General features: G+C 68.7%; 26 protein-coding genes and 2 pseudogenes. 15 read left to right on the forward strand and 13 right to left on the reverse strand.

What is annotated here, in order from left to right; translation table 11 throughout:
- Nucleotides 1–75: 75 nt before the first annotated feature.
- Nucleotides 76–813: an rRNA pseudouridine synthase gene (locus tag FW784_RS01255; RefSeq protein ID WP_149351542.1), complete on the reverse strand. Its 738-nt coding sequence runs from the start codon at nt 811–813 to the stop codon at nt 76–78.
- A 162-nt stretch (nt 814–975) separates the two neighbouring features.
- Here FW784_RS01255 and FW784_RS01260 point away from each other — a divergent pair, with 162 nt between their 5' ends.
- A complete protein-coding gene (locus tag FW784_RS01260) occupies nt 976–1,839 on the forward strand; it encodes a PA4780 family RIO1-like protein kinase (RefSeq protein ID WP_149351543.1) in 864 nt (287 codons plus the stop codon).
- Nucleotides 1,840–1,858: 19 nt separating this feature from the next.
- Here FW784_RS01260 and FW784_RS01265 read toward each other — a convergent pair whose 3' ends face one another.
- Nucleotides 1,859–2,578, reverse strand: coding sequence for a DUF4386 domain-containing protein (locus tag FW784_RS01265; protein ID WP_235893527.1), 720 nt, complete (start codon nt 2,576–2,578; stop codon nt 1,859–1,861).
- A gap of 281 nt (nt 2,579–2,859) precedes the next feature.
- Between FW784_RS01265 and FW784_RS01270 the strand changes: the two genes are divergently transcribed.
- Both FW784_RS01270 and FW784_RS01275 read left to right on the forward strand, forming a co-directional pair.
- Nucleotides 2,860–3,597, forward strand: coding sequence for a cytochrome b family protein (locus FW784_RS01270; protein ID WP_149351545.1), 738 nt, complete (start codon nt 2,860–2,862; stop codon nt 3,595–3,597).
- 271 nt (nt 3,598–3,868) lie between these two features.
- On the forward strand, nt 3,869–4,135 hold the full coding sequence (locus tag FW784_RS01275) for a glutaredoxin domain-containing protein (protein ID WP_149351546.1): 267 nt from the start codon (nt 3,869–3,871) through the stop codon (nt 4,133–4,135).
- Nucleotides 4,136–4,378: 243 nt separating this feature from the next.
- Here FW784_RS01275 and FW784_RS01280 read toward each other — a convergent pair whose 3' ends face one another.
- Both FW784_RS01280 and FW784_RS01285 read right to left on the reverse strand, forming a co-directional pair.
- Nucleotides 4,379–5,431, reverse strand: coding sequence for an NAD(P)-dependent alcohol dehydrogenase (locus tag FW784_RS01280; protein ID WP_149351547.1), 1,053 nt, complete (start codon nt 5,429–5,431; stop codon nt 4,379–4,381).
- 192 nt (nt 5,432–5,623) lie between these two features.
- Complete coding sequence (locus FW784_RS01285) at nt 5,624–5,950, reverse strand: hypothetical protein (RefSeq protein WP_149351548.1); 327 nt, start codon at nt 5,948–5,950, stop codon at nt 5,624–5,626.
- Nucleotides 5,951–6,106: 156 nt separating this feature from the next.
- Between FW784_RS01285 and FW784_RS01290 the strand changes: the two genes are divergently transcribed.
- A complete protein-coding gene (locus FW784_RS01290; protein ID WP_149351549.1) occupies nt 6,107–6,589 on the forward strand; it encodes a GFA family protein in 483 nt (160 codons plus the stop codon).
- A 130-nt stretch (nt 6,590–6,719) separates the two neighbouring features.
- On the opposite strand, the gene FW784_RS01295 is transcribed toward FW784_RS01290, so the two are convergent.
- From FW784_RS01295 to FW784_RS01305, 3 genes are all read right to left on the reverse strand, one after another.
- Entirely contained in the window at nt 6,720–7,835 is a 1,116-nt protein-coding gene (locus tag FW784_RS01295; RefSeq protein WP_149351550.1) for an alkene reductase, read from the reverse strand.
- Nucleotides 7,836–8,019: 184 nt separating this feature from the next.
- Entirely contained in the window at nt 8,020–8,574 is a 555-nt protein-coding gene (locus FW784_RS01300) for a peroxiredoxin (protein WP_149351551.1), read from the reverse strand.
- Nucleotides 8,575–8,740: 166 nt separating this feature from the next.
- Complete coding sequence (locus FW784_RS01305) at nt 8,741–8,995, reverse strand: hypothetical protein (RefSeq protein WP_149351552.1); 255 nt, start codon at nt 8,993–8,995, stop codon at nt 8,741–8,743.
- Nucleotides 8,996–9,249: 254 nt separating this feature from the next.
- On the opposite strand from FW784_RS01305, the gene upp reads away from it, so the two are divergent.
- The 7 genes and pseudogenes from upp (at nt 9,250) to FW784_RS01335 (ending at nt 15,671) form a co-directional block, all read left to right on the forward strand.
- Nucleotides 9,250–9,882 (forward strand): uracil phosphoribosyltransferase, encoded by a 633-nt coding sequence (gene upp, locus FW784_RS01310; protein WP_149351553.1) that lies wholly within the window; start codon nt 9,250–9,252, stop codon nt 9,880–9,882.
- A 147-nt stretch (nt 9,883–10,029) separates the two neighbouring features.
- Nucleotides 10,030–12,150 carry a M13 family metallopeptidase gene (locus FW784_RS01315; protein WP_149351554.1) on the forward strand — a complete coding sequence of 707 codons (2,121 nt, stop codon included), beginning with the start codon at nt 10,030–10,032 and terminating at the stop codon, nt 12,148–12,150.
- A gap of 134 nt (nt 12,151–12,284) precedes the next feature.
- Nucleotides 12,285–12,656, forward strand: coding sequence for a response regulator transcription factor (locus FW784_RS01320; RefSeq protein WP_187770617.1), 372 nt, complete (start codon nt 12,285–12,287; stop codon nt 12,654–12,656).
- Nucleotides 12,657–12,733: 77 nt separating this feature from the next.
- Nucleotides 12,734–13,888: pseudogene (locus tag FW784_RS01325) on the forward strand (PAS domain S-box protein); the annotation flags it as partial.
- Nucleotides 13,889–13,954: 66 nt separating this feature from the next.
- A pseudogene (locus FW784_RS14840) lies at nt 13,955–14,293 on the forward strand (response regulator); the annotation flags it as partial.
- A gap of 132 nt (nt 14,294–14,425) precedes the next feature.
- Nucleotides 14,426–15,142 carry an SOS response-associated peptidase gene (locus tag FW784_RS01330; RefSeq protein WP_149351557.1) on the forward strand — a complete coding sequence of 239 codons (717 nt, stop codon included), beginning with the start codon at nt 14,426–14,428 and terminating at the stop codon, nt 15,140–15,142.
- Between the two features lie 82 nt (nt 15,143–15,224).
- Nucleotides 15,225–15,671, forward strand: a complete 447-nt coding sequence (locus tag FW784_RS01335; RefSeq protein ID WP_149351558.1) for a cupin domain-containing protein — start codon at nt 15,225–15,227, stop codon at nt 15,669–15,671.
- A 37-nt stretch (nt 15,672–15,708) separates the two neighbouring features.
- Here the strand turns inward: FW784_RS01335 and FW784_RS01340 are convergent, their stop codons facing one another.
- The 3 genes from FW784_RS01340 to FW784_RS01350 all read right to left on the reverse strand — a co-directional run bounded on the left by FW784_RS01340 (nt 15,709) and on the right by FW784_RS01350 (nt 18,205).
- A complete protein-coding gene (locus FW784_RS01340) occupies nt 15,709–17,463 on the reverse strand; it encodes a DUF7844 domain-containing protein (RefSeq protein ID WP_235893528.1) in 1,755 nt (584 codons plus the stop codon).
- Nucleotides 17,464–17,514: 51 nt separating this feature from the next.
- Nucleotides 17,515–17,814, reverse strand: a complete 300-nt coding sequence (locus FW784_RS01345) for a DUF2388 domain-containing protein (protein WP_187770625.1) — start codon at nt 17,812–17,814, stop codon at nt 17,515–17,517.
- A 91-nt stretch (nt 17,815–17,905) separates the two neighbouring features.
- Nucleotides 17,906–18,205 carry a hypothetical protein gene (locus FW784_RS01350; RefSeq protein ID WP_187770618.1) on the reverse strand — a complete coding sequence of 100 codons (300 nt, stop codon included), beginning with the start codon at nt 18,203–18,205 and terminating at the stop codon, nt 17,906–17,908.
- A gap of 193 nt (nt 18,206–18,398) precedes the next feature.
- Between FW784_RS01350 and FW784_RS01355 the strand changes: the two genes are divergently transcribed.
- Together FW784_RS01355 and FW784_RS01360 are read left to right on the forward strand one after the other, a co-directional pair.
- Nucleotides 18,399–18,917, forward strand: coding sequence for a DUF1993 domain-containing protein (locus FW784_RS01355; protein WP_149351561.1), 519 nt, complete (start codon nt 18,399–18,401; stop codon nt 18,915–18,917).
- 93 nt (nt 18,918–19,010) lie between these two features.
- Nucleotides 19,011–20,003 carry an SDR family oxidoreductase gene (locus FW784_RS01360; protein ID WP_149351562.1) on the forward strand — a complete coding sequence of 331 codons (993 nt, stop codon included), beginning with the start codon at nt 19,011–19,013 and terminating at the stop codon, nt 20,001–20,003.
- Nucleotides 20,004–20,018: 15 nt separating this feature from the next.
- Here FW784_RS01360 and FW784_RS01365 read toward each other — a convergent pair whose 3' ends face one another.
- A complete protein-coding gene (locus FW784_RS01365) occupies nt 20,019–21,137 on the reverse strand; it encodes a DUF1615 domain-containing protein (protein ID WP_149351563.1) in 1,119 nt (372 codons plus the stop codon).
- A 304-nt stretch (nt 21,138–21,441) separates the two neighbouring features.
- Here FW784_RS01365 and FW784_RS01370 point away from each other — a divergent pair, with 304 nt between their 5' ends.
- Nucleotides 21,442–21,909: a DUF1203 domain-containing protein gene (locus FW784_RS01370; RefSeq protein WP_149351564.1), complete on the forward strand. Its 468-nt coding sequence runs from the start codon at nt 21,442–21,444 to the stop codon at nt 21,907–21,909.
- Between the two features lie 2 nt (nt 21,910–21,911).
- On the opposite strand, the gene FW784_RS01375 is transcribed toward FW784_RS01370, so the two are convergent.
- A complete protein-coding gene (locus FW784_RS01375; protein ID WP_149351565.1) occupies nt 21,912–22,919 on the reverse strand; it encodes a GGDEF domain-containing protein in 1,008 nt (335 codons plus the stop codon).
- A gap of 118 nt (nt 22,920–23,037) precedes the next feature.
- Here FW784_RS01375 and FW784_RS01380 point away from each other — a divergent pair, with 118 nt between their 5' ends.
- Nucleotides 23,038–23,304, forward strand: coding sequence for a DksA/TraR family C4-type zinc finger protein (locus FW784_RS01380; RefSeq protein ID WP_149351566.1), 267 nt, complete (start codon nt 23,038–23,040; stop codon nt 23,302–23,304).
- Here the strand turns inward: FW784_RS01380 and FW784_RS01385 are convergent, their stop codons facing one another.
- Nucleotides 23,305–23,778, reverse strand: a complete 474-nt coding sequence (locus FW784_RS01385; RefSeq protein ID WP_149351567.1) for an NUDIX hydrolase — start codon at nt 23,776–23,778, stop codon at nt 23,305–23,307.
- Between the last annotated feature and the right edge of the window lie 5 nt (nt 23,779–23,783).

The raw sequence follows: 23,783 nt of genomic DNA on the forward strand, positions 1-23,783 counted from the left end.
CGTGCGCCCGCGGGCGGGCGAAAGGACCGTTTCCTCAGCCGTCAGCGCGCGCGGGCAGCGGCGCCCGGCGGCCGATCAGAACTTCGCGCCCACCGGCAGGTAGCGCCACGAACCCGGCGGCATCGCACCGGCCGGTCCCTTGCCAATCCCGACCTTGCCGATGCGCAGCCGGCGGATCGACAGCACCTCGAGCCCCACCTGCCGACACATGTCCTGCAGCTGGCCTTCGCGCGCCGCGCGGATCGCGAAGCGCAGACGGTTCTCGTTCTGCCAGCTCACGTTGCACGGCGGCAGCGGCCGGCCCCGGTAGGAAAGCCCGAACTTCAGGCGGCCGATACCGTAGGGAACGATCTCGCCCTGTATCTCCACGAGGTATTCGTGCTCGATCTCGTCGGCGTCCTCGGTGAGGCGACGCCAGACCCGGCCGTCCTGCGTGAGCACCATCAGGCCGCTCGCGCCCCTTTCCAAGGGCACCAGGGGCGTTAGGCGATGAAAATGCCGATCGAGGATGCGGATGTCCGACGGATCATCGGCCCAACGCGATTCGGGCGTGATCAGCGCGCCGGCGGGTGACCGGCCCTCGATCGCATCGATCCCTACCGGCTTGTGCAGCAAAACCGTGGCCGGCTCGACGTTTTCGAGCTTGGCACGCTCGTCGAGCAGCACGGTCTGGTTCTCGACCGGGCGCTGCGGCGCGTCCACGACCTGTCCGTCGACCGTGACCCAGCCGTTGCGGATGTATTTTTCGGCCTCGGTGCGCGTGCAGCCGAAGAGCTGGGCCACGCGTTGGGCGAGTCGGACGGGCTCGGGCATCGGGATGTCCGGAATCGGGCCGACGAGTGTAGCGGCCGCGCGGCGGCGCCTCGTACCGACGCATCTATCGGTGCCAGCGGCGACGGACGCTTCGTCCCCCCGGCCGGTTTCCTGCAACACTAGGCGCCCGTCGCGCTGGAGCGCGACCCGACAGCGGATTCCGTGAAGACACCCCCCAGCCTGCAGGCACTGATCGACGACGGCGTCATCGACGAAGTGTTGCGTCCGCTCAAGAGCGGCAAGGAAGCAGCGGTCTACGTGGTTCGCAGCGGCGACGACGTGCGCTGCGCGAAGGTCTACAAGGACATGGCACAGCGCAGCTTCAAGCAGCGCGTCCAGTACCAGGAAGGCCGCAAGGTGCGCGGCAGCCGCGAGACCCGCGCGATCGGCAAGGCCACCAACTACGGCCGCAAACAGCAGGAAACCGCATGGAAGAACGCGGAGGTCGACGCGCTGTACCAGTTGCGCGACGCCGGCGTCCGCGTGCCGGAGCCCCACGGCTACTACCACGGCGTCCTAGTGATGGAGCTGGTCACCGACGCCGAAGGATTCTCCGCGCCCAGGCTCGGCGAGGTCGAGCTGACGCCCGAACAGGCACGTGAATTCCACCGCGTGCTGGTCCGCCAGGTGGTGTTGATGCTCTGCTGCGGCCTCATCCACGGCGACCTGTCGGAATACAACGTGCTCGTCGATCCCTCCGGCCCGGTGGTCATCGACTTTCCGCAGGTGGTGAGCGCGGCCGGCAACAATGCCGCGCGCACGATGCTGCTGCGCGACGTCAACAACCTGACTGCGAGCCTCGGCCGCTGGGCGCCCGAACTTTTCGATACCTGGTACGGCGAGGAGATGTGGGCTTTGTTCGAAGCCGGCGAGCTGAGGCCCGACAGCGAGCTCACGGGACGCTTCGTGCACGACACGCGGCGGGTCGACCTGGCGAGCGTCCGCGATGCGATCAACGATGCCCGCGAACTCGCGCTCATCCGCCAGCAGGGCCGCGAGGCGCGGGACGCGGACGACGGCGATTGAGCAGGCCCGCGGTCGCGGGTCAGGCGCGGGCGAGCGCCTTGTGGAATGCCTGGACGTCGACACCGCGCACCAGCAACCACAGCGCGAACGAGAGTTCGGCGACGAGGCAGGGAAGCATCAGGAACGGGAACAGCTGGCCCTGCAGGTGCGGCATGAGCAGCAACAGCGTGCTGTTGACGACGTAGCACGCGCCCGCGAGCTGCATCGCCGTGCCGATCAGGCGCGGCAGGTAGCCCGAGCGCCGGATCAGGTAGCCCTCCACCAGGCACACGGCGCCGAAGAACACCAGGCCCACGCCGAAACCGTATTCGTGGATGCGAATAGCGAGGTAGCCGAGCGCCTGAAGTTGCGGGGCATCCAACCCGGCCAGGTATGCCGGGTGTCCCTCAGACAGGAACAGCGGTACGAGCAGCAGCAACTTGTTCGCCACGAGTACCGCGGTCTGGATCAGGTTGAGCAGGAGCACGAGCAGCGCGAGCCGCGCGCTTGTCGGCCGCAACAACAGGTAGATGACCCACATCACGAACACGTCGCAGACGTGCATCAGCAGGTCGACCGCGATGCCGGTGCGCCACAGGCCCGGCGTCGCGGCGATATGCGCTGCCGTTGCGGCCGCGTCTCCCGATGCCACCATCGACCCGCGCACGAACAGTTCGCCGAAAATGCCTGCCGCGATGATCACGAGGTAAAGCAGGCCGCCAAGACGGGCGTGGTTCTGCGGGTACGGGGGCGTCGTCATGGGCATCCTCGGCGTCGATGCAGGATCGCATCGCGGGCCGTCGCCCGCACGTGGCGTTCGGGCCCGGGGCCTGCGGCACTTGCCGTCCTGGAATCGCGACGCGCGCGTTACGCGAACGCCGCACCACGACGCGGCGTGCATGCACGACGCCTCTCCACCTGGCTGCGAGGCAGCCATCCAGCTGATCGTCATCGCCGTGCCGATCGACGAGCGGCGCGCGCAAGGGTCTTCGCGTAGGCATTCTTCGCCGAGCCGCATGAGGATGCGGAACTGGAGCCGCAATGTCCGCAATCCCCGTTGGTGCCCCCGTCCCCGCGGTTCCGCGCGGTGCTCCGCTGTATCCGCGCGCCGCGTTCTACTACCTGTTGGCGACCGTTGGCGCCGTGGCGGCGTTCGTTCCGTCGTACTTCTCGCGCCTGCAGGAGAACGATGCGGTCCGCCACGCGCACGGCATCGTCGGTTTCGCGTGGATGCTGCTGCTGGTGACGCAGGCCTTCCTGATGCGTTCGCGCAAGGTCGCGTTGCATCGCCGTCTCGGAAAGGCGGCGTATGTGCTGGCGCCGGCCTTCGTCATCTCCGGGCTGCTGATCGTGCGTGCGATGGCTTCGGGAGCTACCGGCTTCGAGCAACACTTCGGCGCGCGACTGGCGTGGGTCGATCTGCTCTCGGTCTCGACGTTCGGTACGTGCGTGTACATGGCGATTCGCGACCGGCGCCAGGTGCAGTTGCATGCACGGTGGATGACCTGCACCGCGCTGCTGTTGCTGCCGCCGGTGTTCGTGCGGCTGGAACAGGCGCTGCCATTCATCCACTCCTTCGAGCAGGCGATGAACGTGGCGTTCGGCCTGACCGAGTTGATCATCGTGCTGCTCCTTGTCGGCGACTTCCGGCAGGGGCAACGCAGGCTGCCGTATCGGGCGTTGCTGGCTGTAACGGCGGCCCAGCAGGTGGGCTTCGTGATGCTGGACGGCGTGCCCGGCTGGGCGGCGTTCGCCTATTCGCTGGGCCATCTCGGCTGAGTCGTCGCATTCGCGTGGCGTCCGCGCGACCCCACGCGCGTGGATGCGACGGTCGCGGCGGAAACGCTCGCGTGTGCCTCGCGGCGGGCGCCGGATGGGGTTTTCATCTGCACTTCCTGCGACTGCCCGCACTGCGGTTGCACGCTGTCGCGCGCCACACGGGACGCGAAGGACGCGATTCGCCTGTGGAAATGACGCTGCAACGCCGTGGCATTGACCCAGCCGTCGCGCCCGCTTGCCCAGCATCCGTGCATCGACCGGAGAGCCTCGCATGCAGCAAGACCAGGAACCCACGTCCCAGCGCGCCACCGTCTATCGCATGGTGCTGCCCGACCACGTCTGTCCATACGGCCTGAAGGCCGTCGACCTGCTGACCCGCAACGGGTTCGACGTCGACGACCGGCACCTGACGTCGCGCGAGGAGACCGAGAGCTTCAAGCAGGAACACGGCCTGATGACCACGCCGCTGGTTGTCGTGGGCGAGGAACGCGTCGGCGGCGCGGATGACCTGGAGCGCTGGTTGGCCAAGCGCGCCTGACCGGGCGCGGGTGCGCATCGATCGTTGCCGAGCGGCTCGGGCGGCTTTGTGACTGTCGCTCGGCAGTCAACCGCCGCAAGCCTCCCGTCGTCCCTTTTCCGCGGCACGGCAGCATCGTCACCGGCCGCAAGCCGGACGATGTTCGCGCGTTCACGGCGGCGCTCCTCCACGCGCTGCACTGACGCGCCGCGCTCGACACACCTGCGCCATCGCGGCATTCACCGCGATGGCGCCTGCCGTGGATCAGGCAGCGAGCGACGCGATGTCGATGACGAAGCGGTACTTGACGTCGCTGCGCAACATGCGCTCGTAGGCCTCGTTGATGCCGTCGGCCGGGATCATTTCGATATCCGAAACGATGCCGTGCTCCGCGCAGAAGTCGAGCATTTCCTGCGTTTCGGCAATGCCGCCGATCAGCGAGCCCGCGATCGAGCGGCGACCGAAGATCAGCAGGCCGATGCTCGGGCTCGGATGCGGATCAGCCGGCACGCCGACCAGGCAGAGCGTGCCGTCGCGCTTGAGGAGCGAGGTGAACGCGTCGAGCACGTGCGGCGCGGCGACGGTGTCGAGGATGAAGTCGAAGCTGCCCGCGTGCGCGGCCATCGCGCTGGCGTCGCGCGAGACGACGACTTCGTCGGCGCCCAGTTTGTGCGCATCCGCGCGCTTGCTTTCCGACGTGGTGAACGCGACCACGTGCGCGCCCATCGCATGCGCGAGCTTGATGCCCATGTGGCCCAGCCCACCGATGCCGACGATGCCGACCTTCTTGCCGGGGCCGACGTTCCAGTGCCGCAGCGGCGAGTAGGTGGTAATCCCGGCGCACAGCAGCGGCGCGACCGCGGCCAGCTGCGCGTCGGGGTGTCGGATGCGCAGGACGAAGCGCTGGTCGACGACGATGCGCTGCGAATAGCCGCCCAGGGTGTAACCCGGCGGATCCTGCGTTGCGCCGTTATAGGTGCCGGTAAATCCGTTCGTGCAGTACTGCTCCAGCCCTTCGCCACACGCCGCGCAATGCTGGCAGCTGTCGACCAGGCAGCCGACGCCGACCGTGTCACCCACCTTGAATCCCGAAACGTCGCCGCCGACAGCGCTCACGCGGCCGACGATCTCGTGGCCCGGAACGCAGGGATACCGGGTGCCCGACCACTCGGAGCGCACGGTGTGCAGGTCGGAATGGCAGACGCCGCAGAACGCGATGTCGATCTGCACGTCGCCGGGGCCGGGCGCGCGGCGCTCGATGTCGAGGCCGACGAGAGGCTGGTCGGCGGCGTGGGCTCCATACGCTTTGACGGTCATGGACGGCGTTCCTGGGGTGGGGAACACCGAGCGTACGCGGCGGCGCGTTACCCGGGCACGACGTCACAGGTCCAGTGTGTTCCGACGCCCCGCGAAATCGCCCGTTCGCGCCCACGCTGCCGGAGATACGCAACGCGCCGTTCGCGGCGTACCAGGCGGCGGCCCCGCGCCGTATTTGCCGAGATCCCGGATTCAGCGCGGCGGCTTTGCGCTCTCGTCGGCCGATGTCTCGTCAGAGGTCGTGGAGCTGGCGGAGCTGCTCGCCCCCGCGTCGCTACCGGCCATGTTGGCGCGGCCGGTGAGGACCGACGCGCCCGACGAACCCGATCGACCGCGCACATCGTCCGAGGTGCCGACAGCGCCATACGCGCCGATCGCGCGCGTGCCGGCTGCGGACGCTGCGGCCGCGCCGGCTACCGGGTTGGAGGAGGGCGTGGTCATGCCGGACATGTCGCCCGTCGCGCAGGCGGACAGGGCCGTGGCCACAACAAGGAATGCAAGAGTGCGGATCGGGCGCATGGGAGCCTCCAGGCCGCCACCGGGCGTGGCGCGCGTCGTGGAAACGCTAGCCGCATGCGCATGACGCCGGGGCGAAACGCAGGCGGTCCGCGCGTCGCCAACTTGATGCGACGTTGATATCCGTGCGGCCAGCATGGCTGTTCCAGGAGGCGCGCCATGCGGCTCGAAGGTTCCTGCCACTGCGGCCGGGTGCGCTTCCACTGCGAGGCCTACGCACCCGTCCCGTACCAGCTCTGCTACTGCTCCATCTGTCGGAAGACGGCGGGCGGGAGCGGCAGTGCGATCAACCTCGGCGCGCGGGCCGATACGCTGGTGGTGGAAGGGCGCGAACATCTCGGCGTGTATCGCGCACGCATCCGCGACGGCGATGACTGTCGCCTCAGCGGTGGCCGACGCCACTTCTGCACGTCATGCGGCAGTGCGCTCTGGCTGTTCGACCCGGAGTGGCCGGAGTACGTGCACCCGCACGCCTCGGCGATCGACACAGCCTTGCCGGTGGCCACCGAGCGCGTCCACATGATGCTGGGTTCGAAGGCGAACTGGGTGCCTGTCCCGGAGGGCCCCGTCGACATTCACTTCGACGAATACCCCGAGGAATCGCTGGAGGAATGGCACCGGCGCCATGGCGCGCTGGGCTGAGGCGCGATGCCGCGTTGTGCTGCGCGGCGCCGATCCAACGCACATGCCGCGACGCGACGGGCGCGCGCGTCATCGGCATCGCCGACGCCGCAGCGGTCGCTTCCAAACAAACCCGCGATGGCGGCTGCGGTCAGGATGCGACCTGGTCCAGCGTCGGGTAGTCCGCGTAGCCCGACGCGCCGCCCGCGTAGAACGTGTCGCGGTTCGGCGTGTTCAGCGGTGCACCTTCGCGGAAGCGGCGCACGAGGTCCGGATTCGCGAGGAACGGCACACCGAACGCCACGGCATCGGCGCGGCCTTCGCGTATGGCGGCCTCGGCCATGTCGCGGTCGTAGCCGTTGTTGACGATCCACGTGCCGCCGAACTTCGCGCGCAAGGCGGCATAGTCGAACGGCTGCGCATCGCGGCGCCCGCCGGTCGCGCCCTCGATCACGTGGATGTAGGCCACGCCGAGCGCGTCGAGCCGTTGCACGGCGCGCTCGAACAACGGCTGCGGGTTCGAGTCGTGGGCATCGTTCGACGGCGTGACCGGCGCCAGCCGCACACCGACGCGGTCGCCGCCGATGGCAGCGACGCACGCCGTCGCGACTTCATCCAGGAAACGCGTGCGGTTTTCGATGCTGCCGCCGTACTCGTCGTCGCGATGATTGCTGCCGTCGCGAAGGAACTGGTCGATCAGGTAACCGTTCGCGGCATGGATCTCGATGCCGTCGAAGCCGGCCTGCATGGCGTTCCGCGCGGCAGCGGCGAAGTCGCGCACGATGCCCGGGATCTCGTCGAGGCGGAGCGCGCGCGGTTCGGAGACGTCGACGAAGCCTTCGGGCGTGAACGTCTTGGTCTTCGCGCGGATCGCGCTCGGCGCCACCGGAACTTCGCCCGCGGGCAGCAGCGAGGTGTGCGAAATGCGCCCGACGTGCCACAGCTGCACCACGATGCGGCCGCCGCGGCGGTGCACCTCGTCGGTGACGCGCCGCCAGCCCTCGATCTGCGCCCCGGTATAGATGCCCGGCGTCGAGATGTAGCCCTGCGCCAGCACGTTCACCTGCGTCGCTTCGGTAATGATCAGGCCAGCGGTCGCGCGCTGGCCGTAGTACTCCGCGGCGAGCGGAGAGGGCACGAGGCCTTCGGCCGCGCGGCTGCGCGTCAGCGGCGCCATCACCATCCGGTTCGCGCAGTCGATCGCGCCGATGCGGATCGGGTCGAACAGCGAGGGCGCGTGGTGCGCGGCCGGTTTCGTATCGCTCATGCGCGGGCTGCCTGTCTCAAGTCGACGTACAGGATGCGCTCGCCGACGTTACCGGTGCCTCGCGGTTGCACGGATGCTTTGTTGCGCTGGCGCGCATTGAAGCTGCCCGCCATTGTTGGCGCGCGTCGGCGATGCCGTCGCAGACGGCGCACCGGATGCGTCGGCGCGCCCGGTGCGCAGCCGCTTACTTGCGGGGCGATTCCTTCGCAGCCGTCACGGCGTCGAGCATGCGTTGCACGTGCTGTTTCGGGTCAAGGTCGGAGAACGCCGCACTGATGTGGCCGTCCTTCGATACGACGTATGACGTGCGGTTCGACCAGCCCGGTCGCAGCATCAACGTCGCGTCGTAGCGCTTGGCGATCTTGGCGCCCGGGTCCGCCGCAACCGGGAAGCGGCCGCCGCAATGCTCGGTCTCGCGCGAGAAGTCGGCGAGTTGTTCGATGTTGCCCGCGCTCAGCCCGATCACGGTTGCGCCCTGGGCCTTGAAGCGGTCGACGGCCTCGGAGAAGAGATGGGCCTCGAGGTTGCAGCCAGGCGTGTGTGCCGCCGGGAAGAAGTAGACGACGACCGGCCCCTTCCGACGCGCCTGCGCCAGGTCGAACGTGAACGGCTTGCCGGCGAGGTAGGCCTGCGCCTTGAAGTCCGGTGCGGCGTCGCCGGGCTTGAGCGCAGCGGCCGCGGGCGTCGCGATGGCGAGCAGGGACAAGGCGGCGAGCGTGGTGCGTTGCAGTCGGTTCATGGCGGACTCCCGGTGTGGACGTGCCCGTTATACGGGATGGACGCCTGTCCGGATTCGCTCGTTCGGGTGGCCGCGGAACGCGACAGTGCCGGATGCCGACCGGCCGGAAGGCAAGTGCGGGCCGGGCGCGCAGGCGGGCGCCCCATGCCAGCCCCGCACGCGGGGCTCACTCCGCGTCGGTGATCGGTGCTATCCATTCGCTGATGCAGCCAAGCACGGCTTCGGCATCCGTGCCGCTGGCGACGCAATAGCCGCGCAGGCCGAGTGCCAGCACGAATTCGGCGCTCAGGCAGTCGAGGTCGAGGATCGCATCGCCCAGTTCGGTCAGCTTTCCATGGAAATCCGACGGGAAGCTTCCGTGCAGGTCGACGGGCAGTACCACCGTCGAGCCATCGTCCCGGTTAAAAACCTTTACTTTCATCGGCCACTAACCGGATGTGCAAGGCGCGTGAAGTTACGCCAACCTGCCGGATTAGCAAGCGACCTTGCTCACGTCCGCCCACCGGCTGTCGGAACTGTCGACCCGTCCACGGCTCGCGGGCCGAACCTCCACGACGCCGCCGGGCCTGCGGTGATGCAGCCCCCGTGACGGGACCGGCGAGCCACCCTGAGCAGCCCGTCGCGCGCGCCGCGGCCGTCGTCCACACTGTCGCGGTCCCGCAGGCAGGCAACCGAATGAAGATCACCGTCGTTGACCACCCGCTGGTGCAGCACAAGCTCGGACTGATGCGTCGTGCGGATCTCAGCACGAAGGAGTTCCGCGACCTCGCGGCGGAAGTGGCGACGCTGCTCACGTACGAGGCCACGGCCGACCTGCCGACCGAGGAGGTCGAGGTGGAAGGCTGGGCCGGCCCGGTGCGCGTCAGGCGGATCAAGGGCCGCAAGGTGACGCTGGTGCCGATCCTGCGCGCGGGCCTGGGGATGCTGCCCGGCGTGCTGGAACTCGTGCCGGCCGCCAAGGTGGGCGTGGTCGGACTGCAGCGCGACGAAGCGACGCTCGGCGCGGTCGGCTATTACGAGAAACTCGTCGGCGGCATGGCCGACCGGATCGCCCTCGTGCTCGACCCGATGCTCGCCACGGGGGGCACGCTGATCGCCACGATCGACCTGCTCAAGGCCGCCGGCGCGACGAGGATCAAGGCGTTGTGCCTGGTCGCGGCGCCCGAGGGCCTGCGCGCCGTGGAAGCGAGGCATCCCGACGTCGAGGTGGTGGTCGCGTCGGTGGACGAGCGACTCAACGAGCAGGGCTACATCCTTCCCGGCCTCGGCGACGCCGGCGACCGCATCTTCGGAACGCGCGCAGCCTGAGCGCTTGCCGAGCGGCGGGTGCGCCGCGTGAACGCGGTCACGATCGAAGCGTCGCGTACGGGACTTTCGGCCTACGGGCATGCCGCAGCGGCCCCTTATCCTCGGGGATCGCTTCGCACCGGCATTCGGTGCCCCGGGAGATCCTGCTTGAAGACGTCACTGCTCACACTCGCGACCGCTGCCGCGCTCGCGCTTGCCACGCCGCTCCACGCGCAGGAGGCGACGTGCCTCGACGAGGCCTGCTCGCTGCAGTCATTGCTCCCCGCGGACACCGCGTCCACCACCGTCGGAGGCGACATGATCATTGCGCCGCGCATGGGTCCCTGGGGTGTCGACACCGCGGGCATGGACCGCAGCATCAAGCCCGGCGCCGACTTCTTCGGTTACGTCAGCGGCAACTGGGCGAAGACCACGAAGATCCCGGCCGACCGCTCGAGCTACGGCGGGTTCGCCGTGCTGCGCGACCTGTCGGAGGCGCGCGTTCGCAAGCTCGTCGAGAGCTATCCGGCGGCCGATCCGGCGTCGGGCATCGATGCGGCGAAGGTAGGCACGCTGTACCGCGGTTTCATGGACGAGGCGACCATCGAGAAGCTCGGAGCGACGCCGCTCAAGCCCCATCTGGCGGCGATCCGTTCGGCGAAGACGCGCGAAGACATCGCGAAGCTGATGGGTGCTTCCAATGCCGGCTTCGGCAGCAGCTTCTTCGGCTTGGGCGTCAGCGACGACGCGCGTGATCCTGAGCATTACGCGTTGTACATCGGGCAGTCCGGGCTGGGCCTGGGCGACCGCGATCTGTACCTCGACCCGAAGTTCGCGCCGCAGCGTGAGCACTACCAGAAGTACATCGAGCAGATGCTCGGCATGGCCGGCTGGGACAAGCCTGCGCAGCGCGCCGTCGCGGTGATGGCGCTGGAAACGAAGATCGCACAGGCGCATTGGACCCGTGCGGAAAGCCGCGACCGCGACAAGACCTACAACCCGATGGCGACGTCGGACCTGGCCGCCAAGGCGCCGGGGTTTCCGTGGCAGTCGTACCTGGCAGCGGCCGGCGTCGACAAGACGCAGCGCATCATCGCGCGACAGAACACCGCCGTGCCGAAGCTCGCCGCGATCTTCGCCGCCACCGACATCGACACGCTGAAGGCCTACGAGGCGTTCCACACCGTCGACCAGGCGGCGCCGATGCTGTCCAAGGCGTTCGTCGATGCCAACTTCGACTTCCGCGCGAAGTTCATGAACGGCCAGCCGCAGCAGCGCGAGCGCTGGAAGCGCGCGGTCGGCTTCGCCGAAGGTTCGATGGGCGAGGCGATCGGCCGCGACTACGTGAAGATGTATTTCCCGGCCGAGTCGAAGGCCAAGATGGACGCGCTGGTCGCGAACATGAAGGACGCGCTGCGGGTTCGCCTGCAGAACCTGTCGTGGATGAGCCCGGCGACCAAGACCGAAGCGCTCGCCAAGCTCGACAACTTCGGCCTGAAGATCGGCTACCCGGGCAAGTGGCGCGACTACAGCGGTCTGAAGGTCGTCGCCGGCGACGTGTTCGGCAACGCCGAGCGCGCGGCGCAGTTCGAGTGGAACTACGACCGGAACCGCATCGGCCAGGCGGTCGACAAGGGCGAGTGGGGCATGACCCCGCAGACGGTCAACGCGTACTACAACTCGGTCAAGAACGAGATCGTGTTCCCGGCTGCGATCCTGCAGCCTCCGTTCTTCGATCCCGACGCCGATCCTGCCGTGAACTACGGCGGCATCGGCGCGGTGATCGGCCACGAGATCATCCACGGCTTCGACGACCAGGGTCGCAAGTCCGACGGCAAGGGCATGCTGCGCGACTGGTGGACGAAGGACGATGCCGCCAAGTTCGAAGTGCAGGCGGCCAAGCTTGGGGCCCAGTACGAGGGCTATGACTTCGCGGCGTTGCCCGGTGTGCACATCAACGGCAAGGCGTCGATGGGCGAGAACATCGGTGACCTCGGCGGCGTGACCGTCGCACTGGACGCGTACCACCGCTCGCTCGGCGGCAAGCCCGCGCCCGTGATCGACGGTTTCACCGGGGACCAGCGCTTCTTCCTCGGCTGGGGCCAGGTGTGGCGCACGCTGACCCGTGACGACGCGCTTCGCCAGCAGCTCGTCGGCGACCCGCATTCGCCCGGCCAGATCCGCGCGTTCGCGCCGCTGCGCAACGTCGACGCGTGGTACGACGCGTTCGGGATCACCAAGGGCGACGCGCTGTACGTTGCGCCGGAGGATCGCGTTCGAATCTGGTGACAACCACGCTGCACGTCGACGGCCGGCCCCGCGAGGGGTCGGCCGTTCGTTTTCGGGCCCGGGCCCACGGCTGCCTCACGCGCGTTGAATCTCCCGTCGGCTCCAATGGGCCATCACAAACGGCCGTCGCCCCTATGGAAACCCGAATCCTCGTCGTGGATGACAACGCGCGCGTGCGCGAACTACTGGCGGACATGCTCGAACTCGATGGCCACGTCGTCTACCAGGCCGAGACCGGCCAGGTGGCGCTGCAACTGATGCAGGGCGGCCTGAACCCCCGCCTGGTGGTGTGCGACCTGATGATGCCGGACGTGGACGGGTGGCAGGTTCTCGCGTCGGTCGAACAGATGGCCGAGCGTCCCAACGTGATCATCTTTACCTCGCTTGGCGACCTCGCCTCGATCGAACGCCTGACTGAGCGCTACGGCTGCACCGTGATGAAGAAACCGGAGCAGTTGCGGGAAGTCGTCGCCGCGGCACGGGCGCTCCTGAACCGGCCCAACTGACCCGCCGGTTCCGTCGCGGCCTGATCACGCAGCCGTCACTAATTTTGCAGCAAGCGGTCGTGTCGACAGGGGCGGTAATGCAAGGCGAGTTGCAGAAGTTCGAAGGCATCCGGCCCACGACGGAGCTGGGCCTGGGCGAGAGCGAGCGTCAGTTTCGCCTGCTCGTCCAGGGCGTCACCGACTACGCCATCTACATGCTCGACACCGACGGCAAGATCGCCAGCTGGAACGCTGGCGGCCAGCGCATCAAGGGCTACGAGGCCGAGGAAATCATCGGCCAGCATTTTTCGCGTTTCTATACGGACGAAGATCGCGTGCGCAACGAGCCCGCGCATGCGCTCGAGACCGCGCGTACCCAGGGTCGCTTCGAGAAGGAAGGCTGGCGCCTGCGCAAGGACGGCACGCGCTTCTGGGCGCACGTCGTCATCGACCCGGTCTACGACGACGACGGCACGCACATCGGCTACGCGAAGGTCACGCGTGACATCAGCGAGCGTCGCGAACAGCAGCGCGCACTCGAGGTCGCGCAGCAGGCCATGCTGCAGGCACACCGGATGGAGGCGATCGGCCAGCTGACCTACGGCGTCGCGCACGACTTCAACAACCTGCTGACGGTCATCACCAACAGCCTCGACCTGATCGCCGTCGACACCGGCGACGCACAGCGCGTGCGGCGGCTGATCGCGGGCGCGAACCGCGCGGCGCAGCGCGGCTCGCTGCTGACGCGCCAGTTGCTCGCGTACTCGCGCCAGCAAACGCTGCGGCCGGAGGTGCACGACCTCAATGCGCTGATCTATGCGGCGGAGTCGGTGCTGCGTCGCGGCGTCGGCGATAACGTCGAGATCGAGTTGTCGCTGGGCCGCGGCATCGGCGAGGTCAGCGTGGACGCACCGGAGTTCGAGGCCGCACTGCTCAACCTGGTCGTCAATGCGCGCGATTCGATGCCCGAAGGCGGCCGCATCACGCTGAGCACGCGCGAGCATTACCAGAAGGACACGGAAGGGCGCCGCAGTCCCGGCCGCTACGTGCTGGTGACGGTCGACGACACCGGCACGGGCATGCCGCCCGAGATCATCGAGCACGCGATGGAGCCGTTCTTCACGACCAAGGAAGTCGGCAAGGGCAGCGGCCTCGGGTTGAGCCAGGTGTACGGGTTCGCCGTGCAATCCGGCGGTGACGTCACCATCGACAGCACGCCGCGCGAGGGCACCACGATCAGCTTCTACCTGCCCGTGCGCAGTGGCAGCACCAGCTTGCACGAGGGCGACACCGGCGCGCCGGTGAAGGTGCTGCTGGTCGAGGACGATCCCGACGTGCAGGCGATGGCGATCGAGTCGCTGCGCTACCTCGGCTATGCCGTGCTGACCGCCGACGAGGGCCAGGCCGCGCTCGATATCCTGAGCCGCGACTCCGAAGTCGAGATCCTGTTCACCGACGTGGTGATGCCGCGCGGCATGAGCGGCGTGGACCTCTATCGCGAGGCCCGAAAGCTCCGGCCCGAACTGCGCGTGCTGCTCGCGTCGGGCTATGCGCGCGGCCAATTGCCTACGATTCCGGACGACTGCGATTTCATCCCGAAGCCCTACCGCGTCGAGGACCTGCAAAAGCGGCTCGCCGCGCTTGCGCCGCGGGGCTGACAGCGGTTGCACGTCCTGATCGACGGCTGCGCAGGGCGCCCACTGGCGGGCTGACCGACCAGGCGCCGCGACGTTGCGCACGCGACGACGACACACTGCGTGGCATCCGGGAAGCTTCGACACGGAGCCCGCATGCGCCGATTTGCCCAGGCCTTCCTGCCCGAAGCATTGCCGCCGGAACTTCCGCACGCGGTCGCGCACGCGCTTGGCCAGGCCCCGGAGCGCTACAACATCGCGGTGCGCAAGCCGGCTTCCGTGATCCACGACCCCGGCTCCGGGCTCGCAGTGGCCGACTTCACCTGGGGGCTCGTGCCCAGCTGGTCGAAGTTGCCGGAGACCAAGTACACGACGGTGACCGCGCGCCTTGACCGCGCGCCGGGCAGCCGCATCTATCGAAGTGCATGGGAGAAGCGCCGCTGCGCGGTGCCGCTGACGGGCTACTACAAATGGGATCGCACGACGTCGCCGGCGCGTCCGTACTTCATCCAGTCGCGCGCGGGCGACGTGCTGTTTGCCGCGGGCCTCTGGGACCGCTGGCCTGCCGAAGAGCCCGAGCTGCTGACGTTCACCGTGCTGACCATGCCGAACGCCGCGATCCCCGAGCCGCTGGTTCAGGACGGCCCGGTGTTCCTGCCAGCGGCAGCGGTCGCCGACTGGATCGCCGGGCCGTGGCTGCCGTCGCGCTTCCTGACGCGGATGAAACAGCCCCAGCTGGAGGCGTATCCGGTTTCACGTGCGATCCGCAGCCGCGACGTGGACGACTACACGCTGCTTGAACCCGCAGATGCCGACAGCGAGCCCGCGTCGGCACCCGACGAAGACTGGATCGACGAGGACGACATCGACTGACGCGGCGGGCGGGCAGCGCGGCGGCACTCGTCGCCGGCGCCGATCCGCGATCCAATGGAGTTCGTCCGCTTCGGAGTCGACCATGCCGCGCATCGCCCTCGACCGCATCGCCGCCACCAACGCCACGGGCTATCCGGCGCCGTATGCCGATGCAGTCGCGGGACGCTGGCAACGTCGCCTCGGCCCCGTATCCGGTCTGACCGATTTCAGCGCCACCCACGTCACGCTCGAGCCAGGCGCCTGGTCGTCGCAGCGTCACTGGCACGAAGACGAGGACGAGATGGTGGTGATGCTCGCCGGCGAAGCGCTGTTGATCGACGACAGCGGGTCCACGCGCATGCATGCGGGCGACATCGCCGTCTTTCCGAAGGGCGACGGCAACGGTCATTGCCTTTGGAACGACGGCACGTCGCCCTGCGTATTCGTCGCGATCGGCCAGCCGGTGACGCGCATCTGCCACTACCCCGATATCGACATGCACCTTCCGGAATCCGGTCGCTACGTGCACAAGGATGGCGCGCCTTATTGACCTTGCCCGTGCCGCAGACGATGGAGCGGGTCGCGTCTCAATCGGTGGACTTCGCGGCTGCCAGTTGGCGTAGCCGATCGCCGAGCCGCGCGATGTTTCGGCGCGTCGCTTCGAGCGCGATGCGTTGCCTCGCGGGCAGCGCGGTTTCGCCCAGCGCCTGCAAGGCCCCGGTGCCCGCCTGCCAGTGCGCGGAAGCTTCCGCGAGGCGCTGGGCTGCGACGGCGCGCTCGGTCGCGTCCGGTATGCCGTAGCCCCCCGCTGGCAGCAGGCTTGCCGGTCGGGAAAGGCGCTCGGCGATGACGAGCGTGTCCCGGAACGTGTCGTTCAGCGGTTGCGTCACTAGCGAGCCGCTGCCGAGGCTGCGTTTGAGCGCATCCACCGCGCGCGACTGCTGGCGGCGCAATGCCGCGTTCTCGAGAACCAGCAACGCCGCCGTCGAGCGCAGGTCGGCCCTGTCGATCCAGGCCCCCCGCGCGTCGGGCGGGAGGTCGAGCCAGTCGACGACACGCGCTTGGCGGATGGGCAGCGACTCGCGCGCCGTGGACAACATGGTTTGCAGATGTTCGCCGATCGAATCGAACACGTAGCCGAGGCGGCGGGCTTCGGCAGGGTCGCGTGGCGTGGACGTGTCAGCGATTCCTGCGCGCGACAATCGCCGTAACAGCCCGGTCGGGCTCAGGCTCGCGAGGTCCTGCGCCGCCAGGCGCGGCACGCCGTCGTGCAGCAGGCGCCAGGTATCCACGGCGCAGTTGTTGTCGATGAAGCGATAGCGGCCGTCATAGCTCCAGTGCACCTGCGTGGCGCGCGCGAGCAGCGACTCGATCTCGTCCGCAGAGAGGCGCAGCGGCACCGAGCGAAGCGTGCGCAGTTCCACCTTCGTGTACTCGTCGACCACCTGCGGCAGCGGCAGTACGAACAGCCGCGTCGGATAACCGCCCGTCAAGCCGCGCCAGCTGGAGATCTGCACGTCGTCGACGAAGGCGCGGAACGAGAGCACCTGGTGCCAGGCCAGGTCGAGGCGGCACTCCGGACCCGGCGCGTGGCCCGGTGCGCAGATGACGATCCGCAGCATCGCGTGGCCCCAACGGCTCATCGGGTGCTCGTCGGGCTCGGCAAGCAGATAGTCGATCGCGTAGACGCGCGCGGGATCGATCGCGAGAAGCGGCGACGCGTCGGCGGCGCCTTCGGTTGCTGGACGCGCAAACACCGGCGCGCCGCAGTCGCGCGTCGTCGCCCGCGCACCCGTGCGCATCGCGAGATACGCAAAGAGCGCCGGGCGCCGGCAGGCGTAGTCGGCGTCGAGCGCGAAATGCTCGAGGTTCACGGCGAGGAACTCGGCCGGCGAGTCCAGCTCGTACGGATCGGGCGAGCGGTCCCGGAACGGGTTGACGCGCAGGCGGCCGTGCAGGGGCGTCGCGGACCAGCCGGCGAGATCGAGCAGGCGAGGATCACGTGATGCGCCACCGCCGGGCGAGCGATCCCACGCATGGGCCACCTCATGCACGAGCGCGGCGAGCGCAGGGCGCGCCGCTGGATCGGCTGGGTCCTGCCGTGTCTGTCGCCAGTCGTCGAGCCGGTCCTGGCGCAGCGTTATGACGCCTGGACGAAAGTGGCCATCCACCCCGTCGCGCAGGTGGCTGCTCAGCTCGATGCGGAGCCGCCCGTCCAGCATTGCGGCAACGGCCGGCGGCAGTGTCGCGCGCGCGGCAGTCACCAGCGTCCGAAGGTCACCGGATTGCGCGGGGTCGCCCGCCTGCGCACTGCACGAGAGCGCGGCCAACAGGGCGGGCACCGCTACCCGCCAACGCGGGCGGCTTCGCGTCGTCAACGAAGGTGCCGCGAGCTAACGCGCGAGGATCGCCGTCGCGAGCTGCATGTCGCTCGCCGCGCGCGCCTGCGGGCGCGTCTCGCGCAACAGATGCAGTGCCGCTTCGAGCTGCGCGCCGCGTATCCGGCCGTCGCTGGCGACGAATAGCGCGGCGTCGTCGCGCGCCTGCAGCACGACCTTGTCGTTCCCGGAGGAGCTGCCGGTGGAATTCGAGACGCCCCCCGACGACGCGCCAGCGGATGTGCCGGCAAAGCTGCTCGCAGCGGCGTTGCCGGCGGCGAGCGGGAGGGCGATCGCGATGGCGGTCGCGAGGATCGTGCGCGTCTGGGTCATGCGGGCGGGTTCGGGCGGGAAAACGCGAGCATAGTCGCGCACGCCGCCGTCGCGCTGAACCGCCGGTGTCGCGTCAGTGGCGACGTTCGGCGCCCGCAGGCGTTCCGTCCTGACGATCGGCGATCGCGAACTCGGGGGATTCGGCGTCGTGCACGTGGCGCAGGGCCTCGATCACCTCGGGCGCGAGCCGGGCGATGTCCAGGACGACCTTCCCCGAATGGACATCGCGGACCGCGTCGAGCGGCAGCACGAAGTCCCCGGCGTTCTGGATGTTGATCACGATCGCGTCCTGGCGGGTCTCCCGCACCGCGCCGACACCGACGCTCCCGTCGGCCACGAACACCATCTGACCGACTTCGATCCGCTGCTGCATGGCTGCTTCCTCATCGTTCGCGCCGCGAAGGCGGCTGTGCGTTCCGATGATGCGTAGCGCCGCCGGTGGTGCGCGTGAACATCGGGCCCGGCGGAGCGCGGCCGACCCAAGGGAAGCACGCTGCTGCCAAGCGCGGATGCGCGGTGGCCACCACGCCGTATTAGGCTTCGCTTTTCCCACTGGCGAGCCGCCCATGACGATTTCCCTGTACCAGGCCTCGGTGCCCGCGTTCGAGCGTGCGTTGCGCAACCTCCGGCACGTGCTCGGCAAGGGTGCCGCGCACGCAAGCGAACATGGCGTCGAACCGGATTCGCTGCTGCAGCTGCGCGTCATCGACGACATGCTGCCGCTCTCGCGCCAGGTGCAGATCGCCTGCGACATGGCGAAGAACGGCGCCGCGCGGCTGGCCGGGATGGAGCCGCCGGTGATGGCGGACGAGGAAGCCACGATCGAGCAGCTTTACGCGCGCATCGACCGCACGCTTGAATTCGTGCGGGGCATCGACGCGGCGTCGATCGATGGTGCGGAAGGCCGCGAGATCGTGCTGAACATGCGCAGCGGCGAGATGCGTTTCAACGGGCAGGATTACCTGACGACGTTCGTCCTGCCGAACCTCTACTTCCACGCGACGACGACATACCTGCTGCTGCGTCGCGAGGGTGCGCCGCTGGGCAAGATCGACTTCATCGCCGGTCCCGACGCCCCCGGGTGACGGCTGGCCGGGCGCTGTCGGCAGGGCTCCCGATCACCGTTGCTTTGCGCGGTCGCGGCCATGCTGCGTCTTTCCCCCGAAGGAATGACGCACATGGCCACCCAGCACCAGAAGGACGGCGGCGCGCGCACCGCCGCCTCGCAGCGCGAAATCCAGGCGGGCATCGACGCGGGCGAGGGCACGCAGGCCAAGGCCAAGGGTGAGCGCGGCGCGCCGGTCCAGGCCGGCGTCGAAGACGAGCCAACCAATCCGATGCCCGAGCAGCACCTGCAAAAGCCGGGCAACGAGCATGGGCTCGACGTCGAACCGCGCTTCCTGGCGCCGGGCTACGTCGGCAGCGGCAAGCTTCAGGACATGGTCGCGATCGTGACCGGCGGCGACTCCGGAATCGGCCGCGCGGTGGCCGTGCTGTTCGCGCGCGAAGGCGCCGACGTGGCCGTGCTTTACCTCGACGAACACGAGGACGCCGATGCCACCAGGGGATTCGTCGAGGCCGAGGGCCGTCGCTGCATCACCCTCGCCGGCGACGTACGCGACGCGGGCTTCTGCAACCAGGCGGTCGAGAAGGTGGTGGGCGAGTTCGGCCGCCTCGACATCCTGGTCAACAACGCCGCATTCCAGCAGCACGCGTCCAGGCTCGAGGACATCACCGACGAGCACCTGATGATGACGCTGGAGACCAACATCGGCGGTTACTTCCACATGGCGCGCGCCGTCCTGCCGCACATGGAGAAGGGCGCCTGCATCATCAACACCAGCTCGGAGACCGCGCTGTTCGGCAACAAGCAGTTGCTCGACTACTCGGCCACCAAGGGCGCGATCAACGCATTCACCATGTCGCTGGCGAGCAACCTGCTCGACCGCGGCATCCGCGTCAACGCGGTGGCGCCGGGCCCTGTCTGGACACCCCTGAATCCTGCCGACAAGGATGCCAAGTCGGTGGCCACGTTCGGCCAGGACAGCGACATGCGGCGCCCCGCGCAACCGGAAGAGCTTTCACCGGCGTACGTATTCCTCGCTTCGCCCGTGACCGGCTCGTACGTCAACGGCGCGATCCTGCCGGTGATGGGCGGACCGCGCGGCTGACGGAAGCGCGCGAGGTCAGCCCTTGGATCGCGCCATGCAAGCGCGGTAGCGCTGGTCCACGCGCTTCGCGAACCACGCCGTGGTCAGGTGACGCGTGATCTTCGGGCTCGACAGCCGGATTTCGGGCAGGCGCGCACGCGGCAGCGCATGGCCGGCGGCGTGTTCGCCCAGCGAGAAGATTTCCCGGTAGAGATCGGTCTTCTCGAAGTCGAGCGTGCTCGCTTTCAGCAGGTCGCGATGGATGGCGGCGTCGTCCATGCCGATCTCCTGCGAGAGCGCGCGGACGGCCACCTCGGTGCGGCTCGCTTCGCTGCCGTCATAACGCACGACATCGCCGTCGAGATCGAGCGGGATGCCCGACGCGATCGACGCCGCGTTCTGGAACGCCGCGTTGCGGCTTGCGTACCAGCCGGCGTTGTAGTCGGCGAAGCGGAAGATCGGCTGCCGGTACGAGCTGCGGTAACCGAGCAGGTGCGCTGTGCCGAAGTAGACGCCGCCGCGACGCGTGAACACCTCGTGCCGGATCGAGCTGTCGACCGCGTAGGGGTAGTCGCGGTCGGCCGCGAGGTGTTCGGCGAACGTCACCGACACCTGCATCGGCCCGCCCGTGTGCACGGGGTTGGCGCTTGCAAGCAGACGGCGGCCCATCGGCACGCGGTCGATCATCGCTTCGTAGATGTCGCTGAGCTCGCGCTCGGTGGTGGCGGCTGCGATGCGCTGTTCCCACGTGCGTCCATCGGGCGACGTGATCTGCAGCGCGGCGCGCGCGACCAGGGGTGGAACATGGTGCGCGGCGAACCGCCGGTCGATCTCCTCGAGCGCGATGCGCCCCAGGCCGGGCACCTTCGGGTCGCCAGCGAACGACGATTCCTGCTCGGTCACCGCCACTACCGCGCACAGATTCGCCGTCGAAGGCTCGATGCGCAGCGCAGCGAACGCGGCCTGGATGTCGCCCGCCCAACCGCTGCGGTCGCGAACGCCCGACGGCATCAAGCGTGACAGCTCCGCGCGGACTTCCGCGGGCGTTTTCACGTGCGGGCGAGGGCGCTCGTTGCAGCCGACGATGCCCAGGGCGAGCAGGCACGCGGAGGCGCCGGCGAGCAGCAGGCGGAATCGCAACGCAGGTTCTGTCATTCGTGGTGGTCCGTTGGAGGAGGTGTCGTTCGCGATCGCGTGGTCGCGGCGCGGAAGGTTCGGATGGACTCACGCGCGTCGCTTGACCGATGCCAAGCAGCGCGCGTGTTGGCTGCATGGAACAGCGCGCCGGGACGCGATCGAGGGTCTCGGCAGTCCGGGTTCTGTCCAGGGTCGAGCTGTCGGGGTGCCGAGGCGTTGCGGAAGGGTAGCCCAGACGGTTGCTTACGGACGATGCGCAAACTCCGGATAGCAGCGGGCCGCAAGCAGGGCGACGCTGGCGAACCACAGACGGAGCCCCGATATGACGTTTCGCACCATCGGTCTCGATCCGACCCCCTTCATGCGGCTTTACGACCTCGGCGACGATGAACTCGCATTGCACGACGCGCGCCGGGTGCGTGTAGGCGTCGCGGGCCGGGTACCGGACCGAGTCGAACTCCGCGACCTCGCAGTCGGAGAGTCCGCGCTCCTCGTCAATTACACGCACCAGCCCGCACGGACACCGTACCGCGCCTGCCATGCCGTCTACGTCCGCGAAGGCGCGACCGCGGCGCGCGTCGTCGAGGGACGACTGCCGTCGGTGATGGTTCGTCGACTCCTGTCTCTGCGCGCGTTCGACTCAGGCCACATGATGGTCGAGGCCGACGTCGTCGAGGGCCAGGTTGCGAGAGCGCGGCTGATCGACATCCTGGCTGATCACCGCGTGGCCTACGTGCACGCTCACTACGCGAAGCCCGGGTGTTTTGCCGCGAGGATCGAGCGGATCTAGGATTAGTCGCGCGCCGACACTCGCTCGTGTCCCGCGTCGAACTTCGCGCGATCGGCACGCGCGAGCACCGCGTCGGCGTCCACTTCGCCGCTACGCGCCAGCACGGTGCGGATGGTCGCGCCACTGCAGGCGACGAGGCGTTCTTCGCCGATGTCGAAAGGCCCGCGCATGGCCGACTGCAGCCGGCTTCGCAGCACGCCCGACGCGGCTTCGGCGTTCTCGCGCGGCACGGTGGCCGCCACGACGAATGCGTCGACGCCAACGCGCGCGATCAGGTCCCCGCCACGCAGCGCGCCTTCGAGTGCGCGGGCGATCGCGATCAGCAGACGGTCGCGCGCGTCGTGGCCGGGACGCGCCGCTATTGATCTCAAGTCGTCGACGTCGATGAAGGCGACCACGAGTGCGCGGTCGTCGCGTTGCGCGCGGGCAAGCATGCGGCTTACCTCCTGCGCCAGCGCCTGACGGTTCGGAAGGCCGGTGACAACATCCGACAAGGCAGAGCGTGCCAGCGCACCATTCGCCACGCGCAGTTTCTCCACGAGGCGCTCGCGGTCGACGCGCTCGCCGATCAGCTGCGCGAACAACACGAGCGAGCTTTCGGACTCCGCGTCCAGCGTGCGCGGCTCCGAGTGGGCGGCGCAAAGCGAGCCGAACTCCAAGCCGTCGCAGGTGAGCACCGGGGCGCTGACGAGCGTGTGTGCGCCCGCGGCCGTCCGGAGCGCCGCGTCGCGGTGCCCGCCCGGCACGTGGCGGCGCTGCGCATGTCCCGCGTCCAAGGCAGCTGCCGGGAACTCGAGCCAAGGCAATAACGTGCCTTCCCGAATGCCCAGCGAACCCGTATTGCGGGCGAACAGGACGCTTTGCCGCCGAGCGTCGGGATCAACCGACGTGAGGAACGTGCTCTCCAGCCCGGTCGCGTCCGCCAGCAACTCGAGCAGCGGACGGACGAGCTGTTCCAGCGTCGATGCGCCGTCGAAGCATTGCGACAGCCGGGCGAACGGGCGGTCCATGGGAATTTCCCCGCGAGGTGCGATGGATTCTGCACGAGGCCTGCTGCGGCCGGTAGCGCATGTTTTGTCGGCCGTTCACCTGGCGCAGCCTAGGATTTGCAGTCAGGAGGGCCGGACGATGGCGACAGGCTGGGCAGGCGATGGCGCAGTACAGGATCAGATCGACGCGACCGTCGGCGACGCGATACGTCGTGCGCGCAGCCGGCTGCCGCACGGGCCCGGACGCAGTCATTGCGAGGAATGCGAGGCGCCGATTCCCGAAGCGCGCCGCGCAGCGCTGCCCGGCGTGCGCCTGTGCGTGGCATGCCAGGAGCGCCTCGACGCCGAGGAAGGCGCGCACGCGGGTTACAACCGTCGCGGCAGCAAGGACAGCCAGTTGCGCTGATCAGGCCGGCGGTTCGCCGCCGAGCAGCGCGTCCAGGCGGTCGAGCAGCGGACGCTGGCTCTCCAGCATTTTCGGATAGGCCTCCGCGAGCGCGAACCACCGCGCGCGGTCGACTTCCGGAAATTCGCTGAAACGACCGCTGCGGGGTGGCCATTCCATGCGGAACATCATGCTGTTCAGGTGGTCGGGGTCGAAGTCGCCTTCCATCGCGAATGCTTCGACCCACTTGCCGCCGCGTTGGCGCAGCCGGCCCAGCGCTGCGAGCGGACCCGTTGCGGGCGCGCCCAACTCCTCTTCGAATTCACGACGCGCCGTCTGTTCCGGCGTCTCGCCTTCCATGGGCCCGCCCTTGGGGATGCTCCACGCACCGTCGTCGCGTGCGTGCCAGAAGGGACCGCCGGGATGCGCGAGCAACACGTCGACCCCGCGGGCGCGTGTTCGATAAAGAAGGATGCCTGCGCTTTCCCGTGGCATGCGTC

The organism is Cognatilysobacter lacus, from assembly GCF_008274655.1.
GTDB lineage: Bacteria > Pseudomonadota > Gammaproteobacteria > Xanthomonadales > Xanthomonadaceae > Cognatilysobacter > Cognatilysobacter lacus.

Bases quoted from the DNA above. Each gene is read 5' to 3' on its own strand.
- FW784_RS01255 (WP_149351542.1), bottom strand. From the start codon at position 813: ATGCCCGAGCCCGTCCGACTCGCCCAACGCGTGGCCCAGCTCTTCGGC.
- FW784_RS01265 (WP_235893527.1), bottom strand. From the start codon at position 2,578: ATGACGACGCCCCCGTACCCGCAGAACCACGCCCGTCTTGGCGGCCTG.
- FW784_RS01270 (WP_149351545.1), top strand. From the start codon at position 2,860: ATGTCCGCAATCCCCGTTGGTGCCCCCGTCCCCGCGGTTCCGCGCGGT.
- FW784_RS01275 (WP_149351546.1), top strand. From the start codon at position 3,869: ATGCAGCAAGACCAGGAACCCACGTCCCAGCGCGCCACCGTCTATCGC.
- FW784_RS01280 (WP_149351547.1), bottom strand. From the start codon at position 5,431: ATGACCGTCAAAGCGTATGGAGCCCACGCCGCCGACCAGCCTCTCGTC.
- FW784_RS01285 (WP_149351548.1), bottom strand. From the start codon at position 5,950: ATGCGCCCGATCCGCACTCTTGCATTCCTTGTTGTGGCCACGGCCCTG.
- FW784_RS01290 (WP_149351549.1), top strand. From the start codon at position 6,107: ATGCGGCTCGAAGGTTCCTGCCACTGCGGCCGGGTGCGCTTCCACTGC.
- FW784_RS01295 (WP_149351550.1), bottom strand. From the start codon at position 7,835: ATGAGCGATACGAAACCGGCCGCGCACCACGCGCCCTCGCTGTTCGAC.
- FW784_RS01300 (WP_149351551.1), bottom strand. From the start codon at position 8,574: ATGAACCGACTGCAACGCACCACGCTCGCCGCCTTGTCCCTGCTCGCC.
- FW784_RS01305 (WP_149351552.1), bottom strand. From the start codon at position 8,995: ATGAAAGTAAAGGTTTTTAACCGGGACGATGGCTCGACGGTGGTACTG.
- upp (WP_149351553.1), top strand. From the start codon at position 9,250: ATGAAGATCACCGTCGTTGACCACCCGCTGGTGCAGCACAAGCTCGGA.
- FW784_RS01320 (WP_187770617.1), top strand. From the start codon at position 12,285: ATGGAAACCCGAATCCTCGTCGTGGATGACAACGCGCGCGTGCGCGAA.
- FW784_RS01330 (WP_149351557.1), top strand. From the start codon at position 14,426: ATGCGCCGATTTGCCCAGGCCTTCCTGCCCGAAGCATTGCCGCCGGAA.
- FW784_RS01335 (WP_149351558.1), top strand. From the start codon at position 15,225: ATGCCGCGCATCGCCCTCGACCGCATCGCCGCCACCAACGCCACGGGC.
- FW784_RS01350 (WP_187770618.1), bottom strand. From the start codon at position 18,205: ATGCAGCAGCGGATCGAAGTCGGTCAGATGGTGTTCGTGGCCGACGGG.
- FW784_RS01355 (WP_149351561.1), top strand. From the start codon at position 18,399: ATGACGATTTCCCTGTACCAGGCCTCGGTGCCCGCGTTCGAGCGTGCG.
- FW784_RS01360 (WP_149351562.1), top strand. From the start codon at position 19,011: ATGGCCACCCAGCACCAGAAGGACGGCGGCGCGCGCACCGCCGCCTCG.
- FW784_RS01365 (WP_149351563.1), bottom strand. From the start codon at position 21,137: ATGACAGAACCTGCGTTGCGATTCCGCCTGCTGCTCGCCGGCGCCTCC.
- FW784_RS01370 (WP_149351564.1), top strand. From the start codon at position 21,442: ATGACGTTTCGCACCATCGGTCTCGATCCGACCCCCTTCATGCGGCTT.
- FW784_RS01375 (WP_149351565.1), bottom strand. From the start codon at position 22,919: ATGGACCGCCCGTTCGCCCGGCTGTCGCAATGCTTCGACGGCGCATCG.
- FW784_RS01380 (WP_149351566.1), top strand. From the start codon at position 23,038: ATGGCGACAGGCTGGGCAGGCGATGGCGCAGTACAGGATCAGATCGAC.
- FW784_RS01385 (WP_149351567.1), bottom strand. From the start codon at position 23,778: ATGCCACGGGAAAGCGCAGGCATCCTTCTTTATCGAACACGCGCCCGC.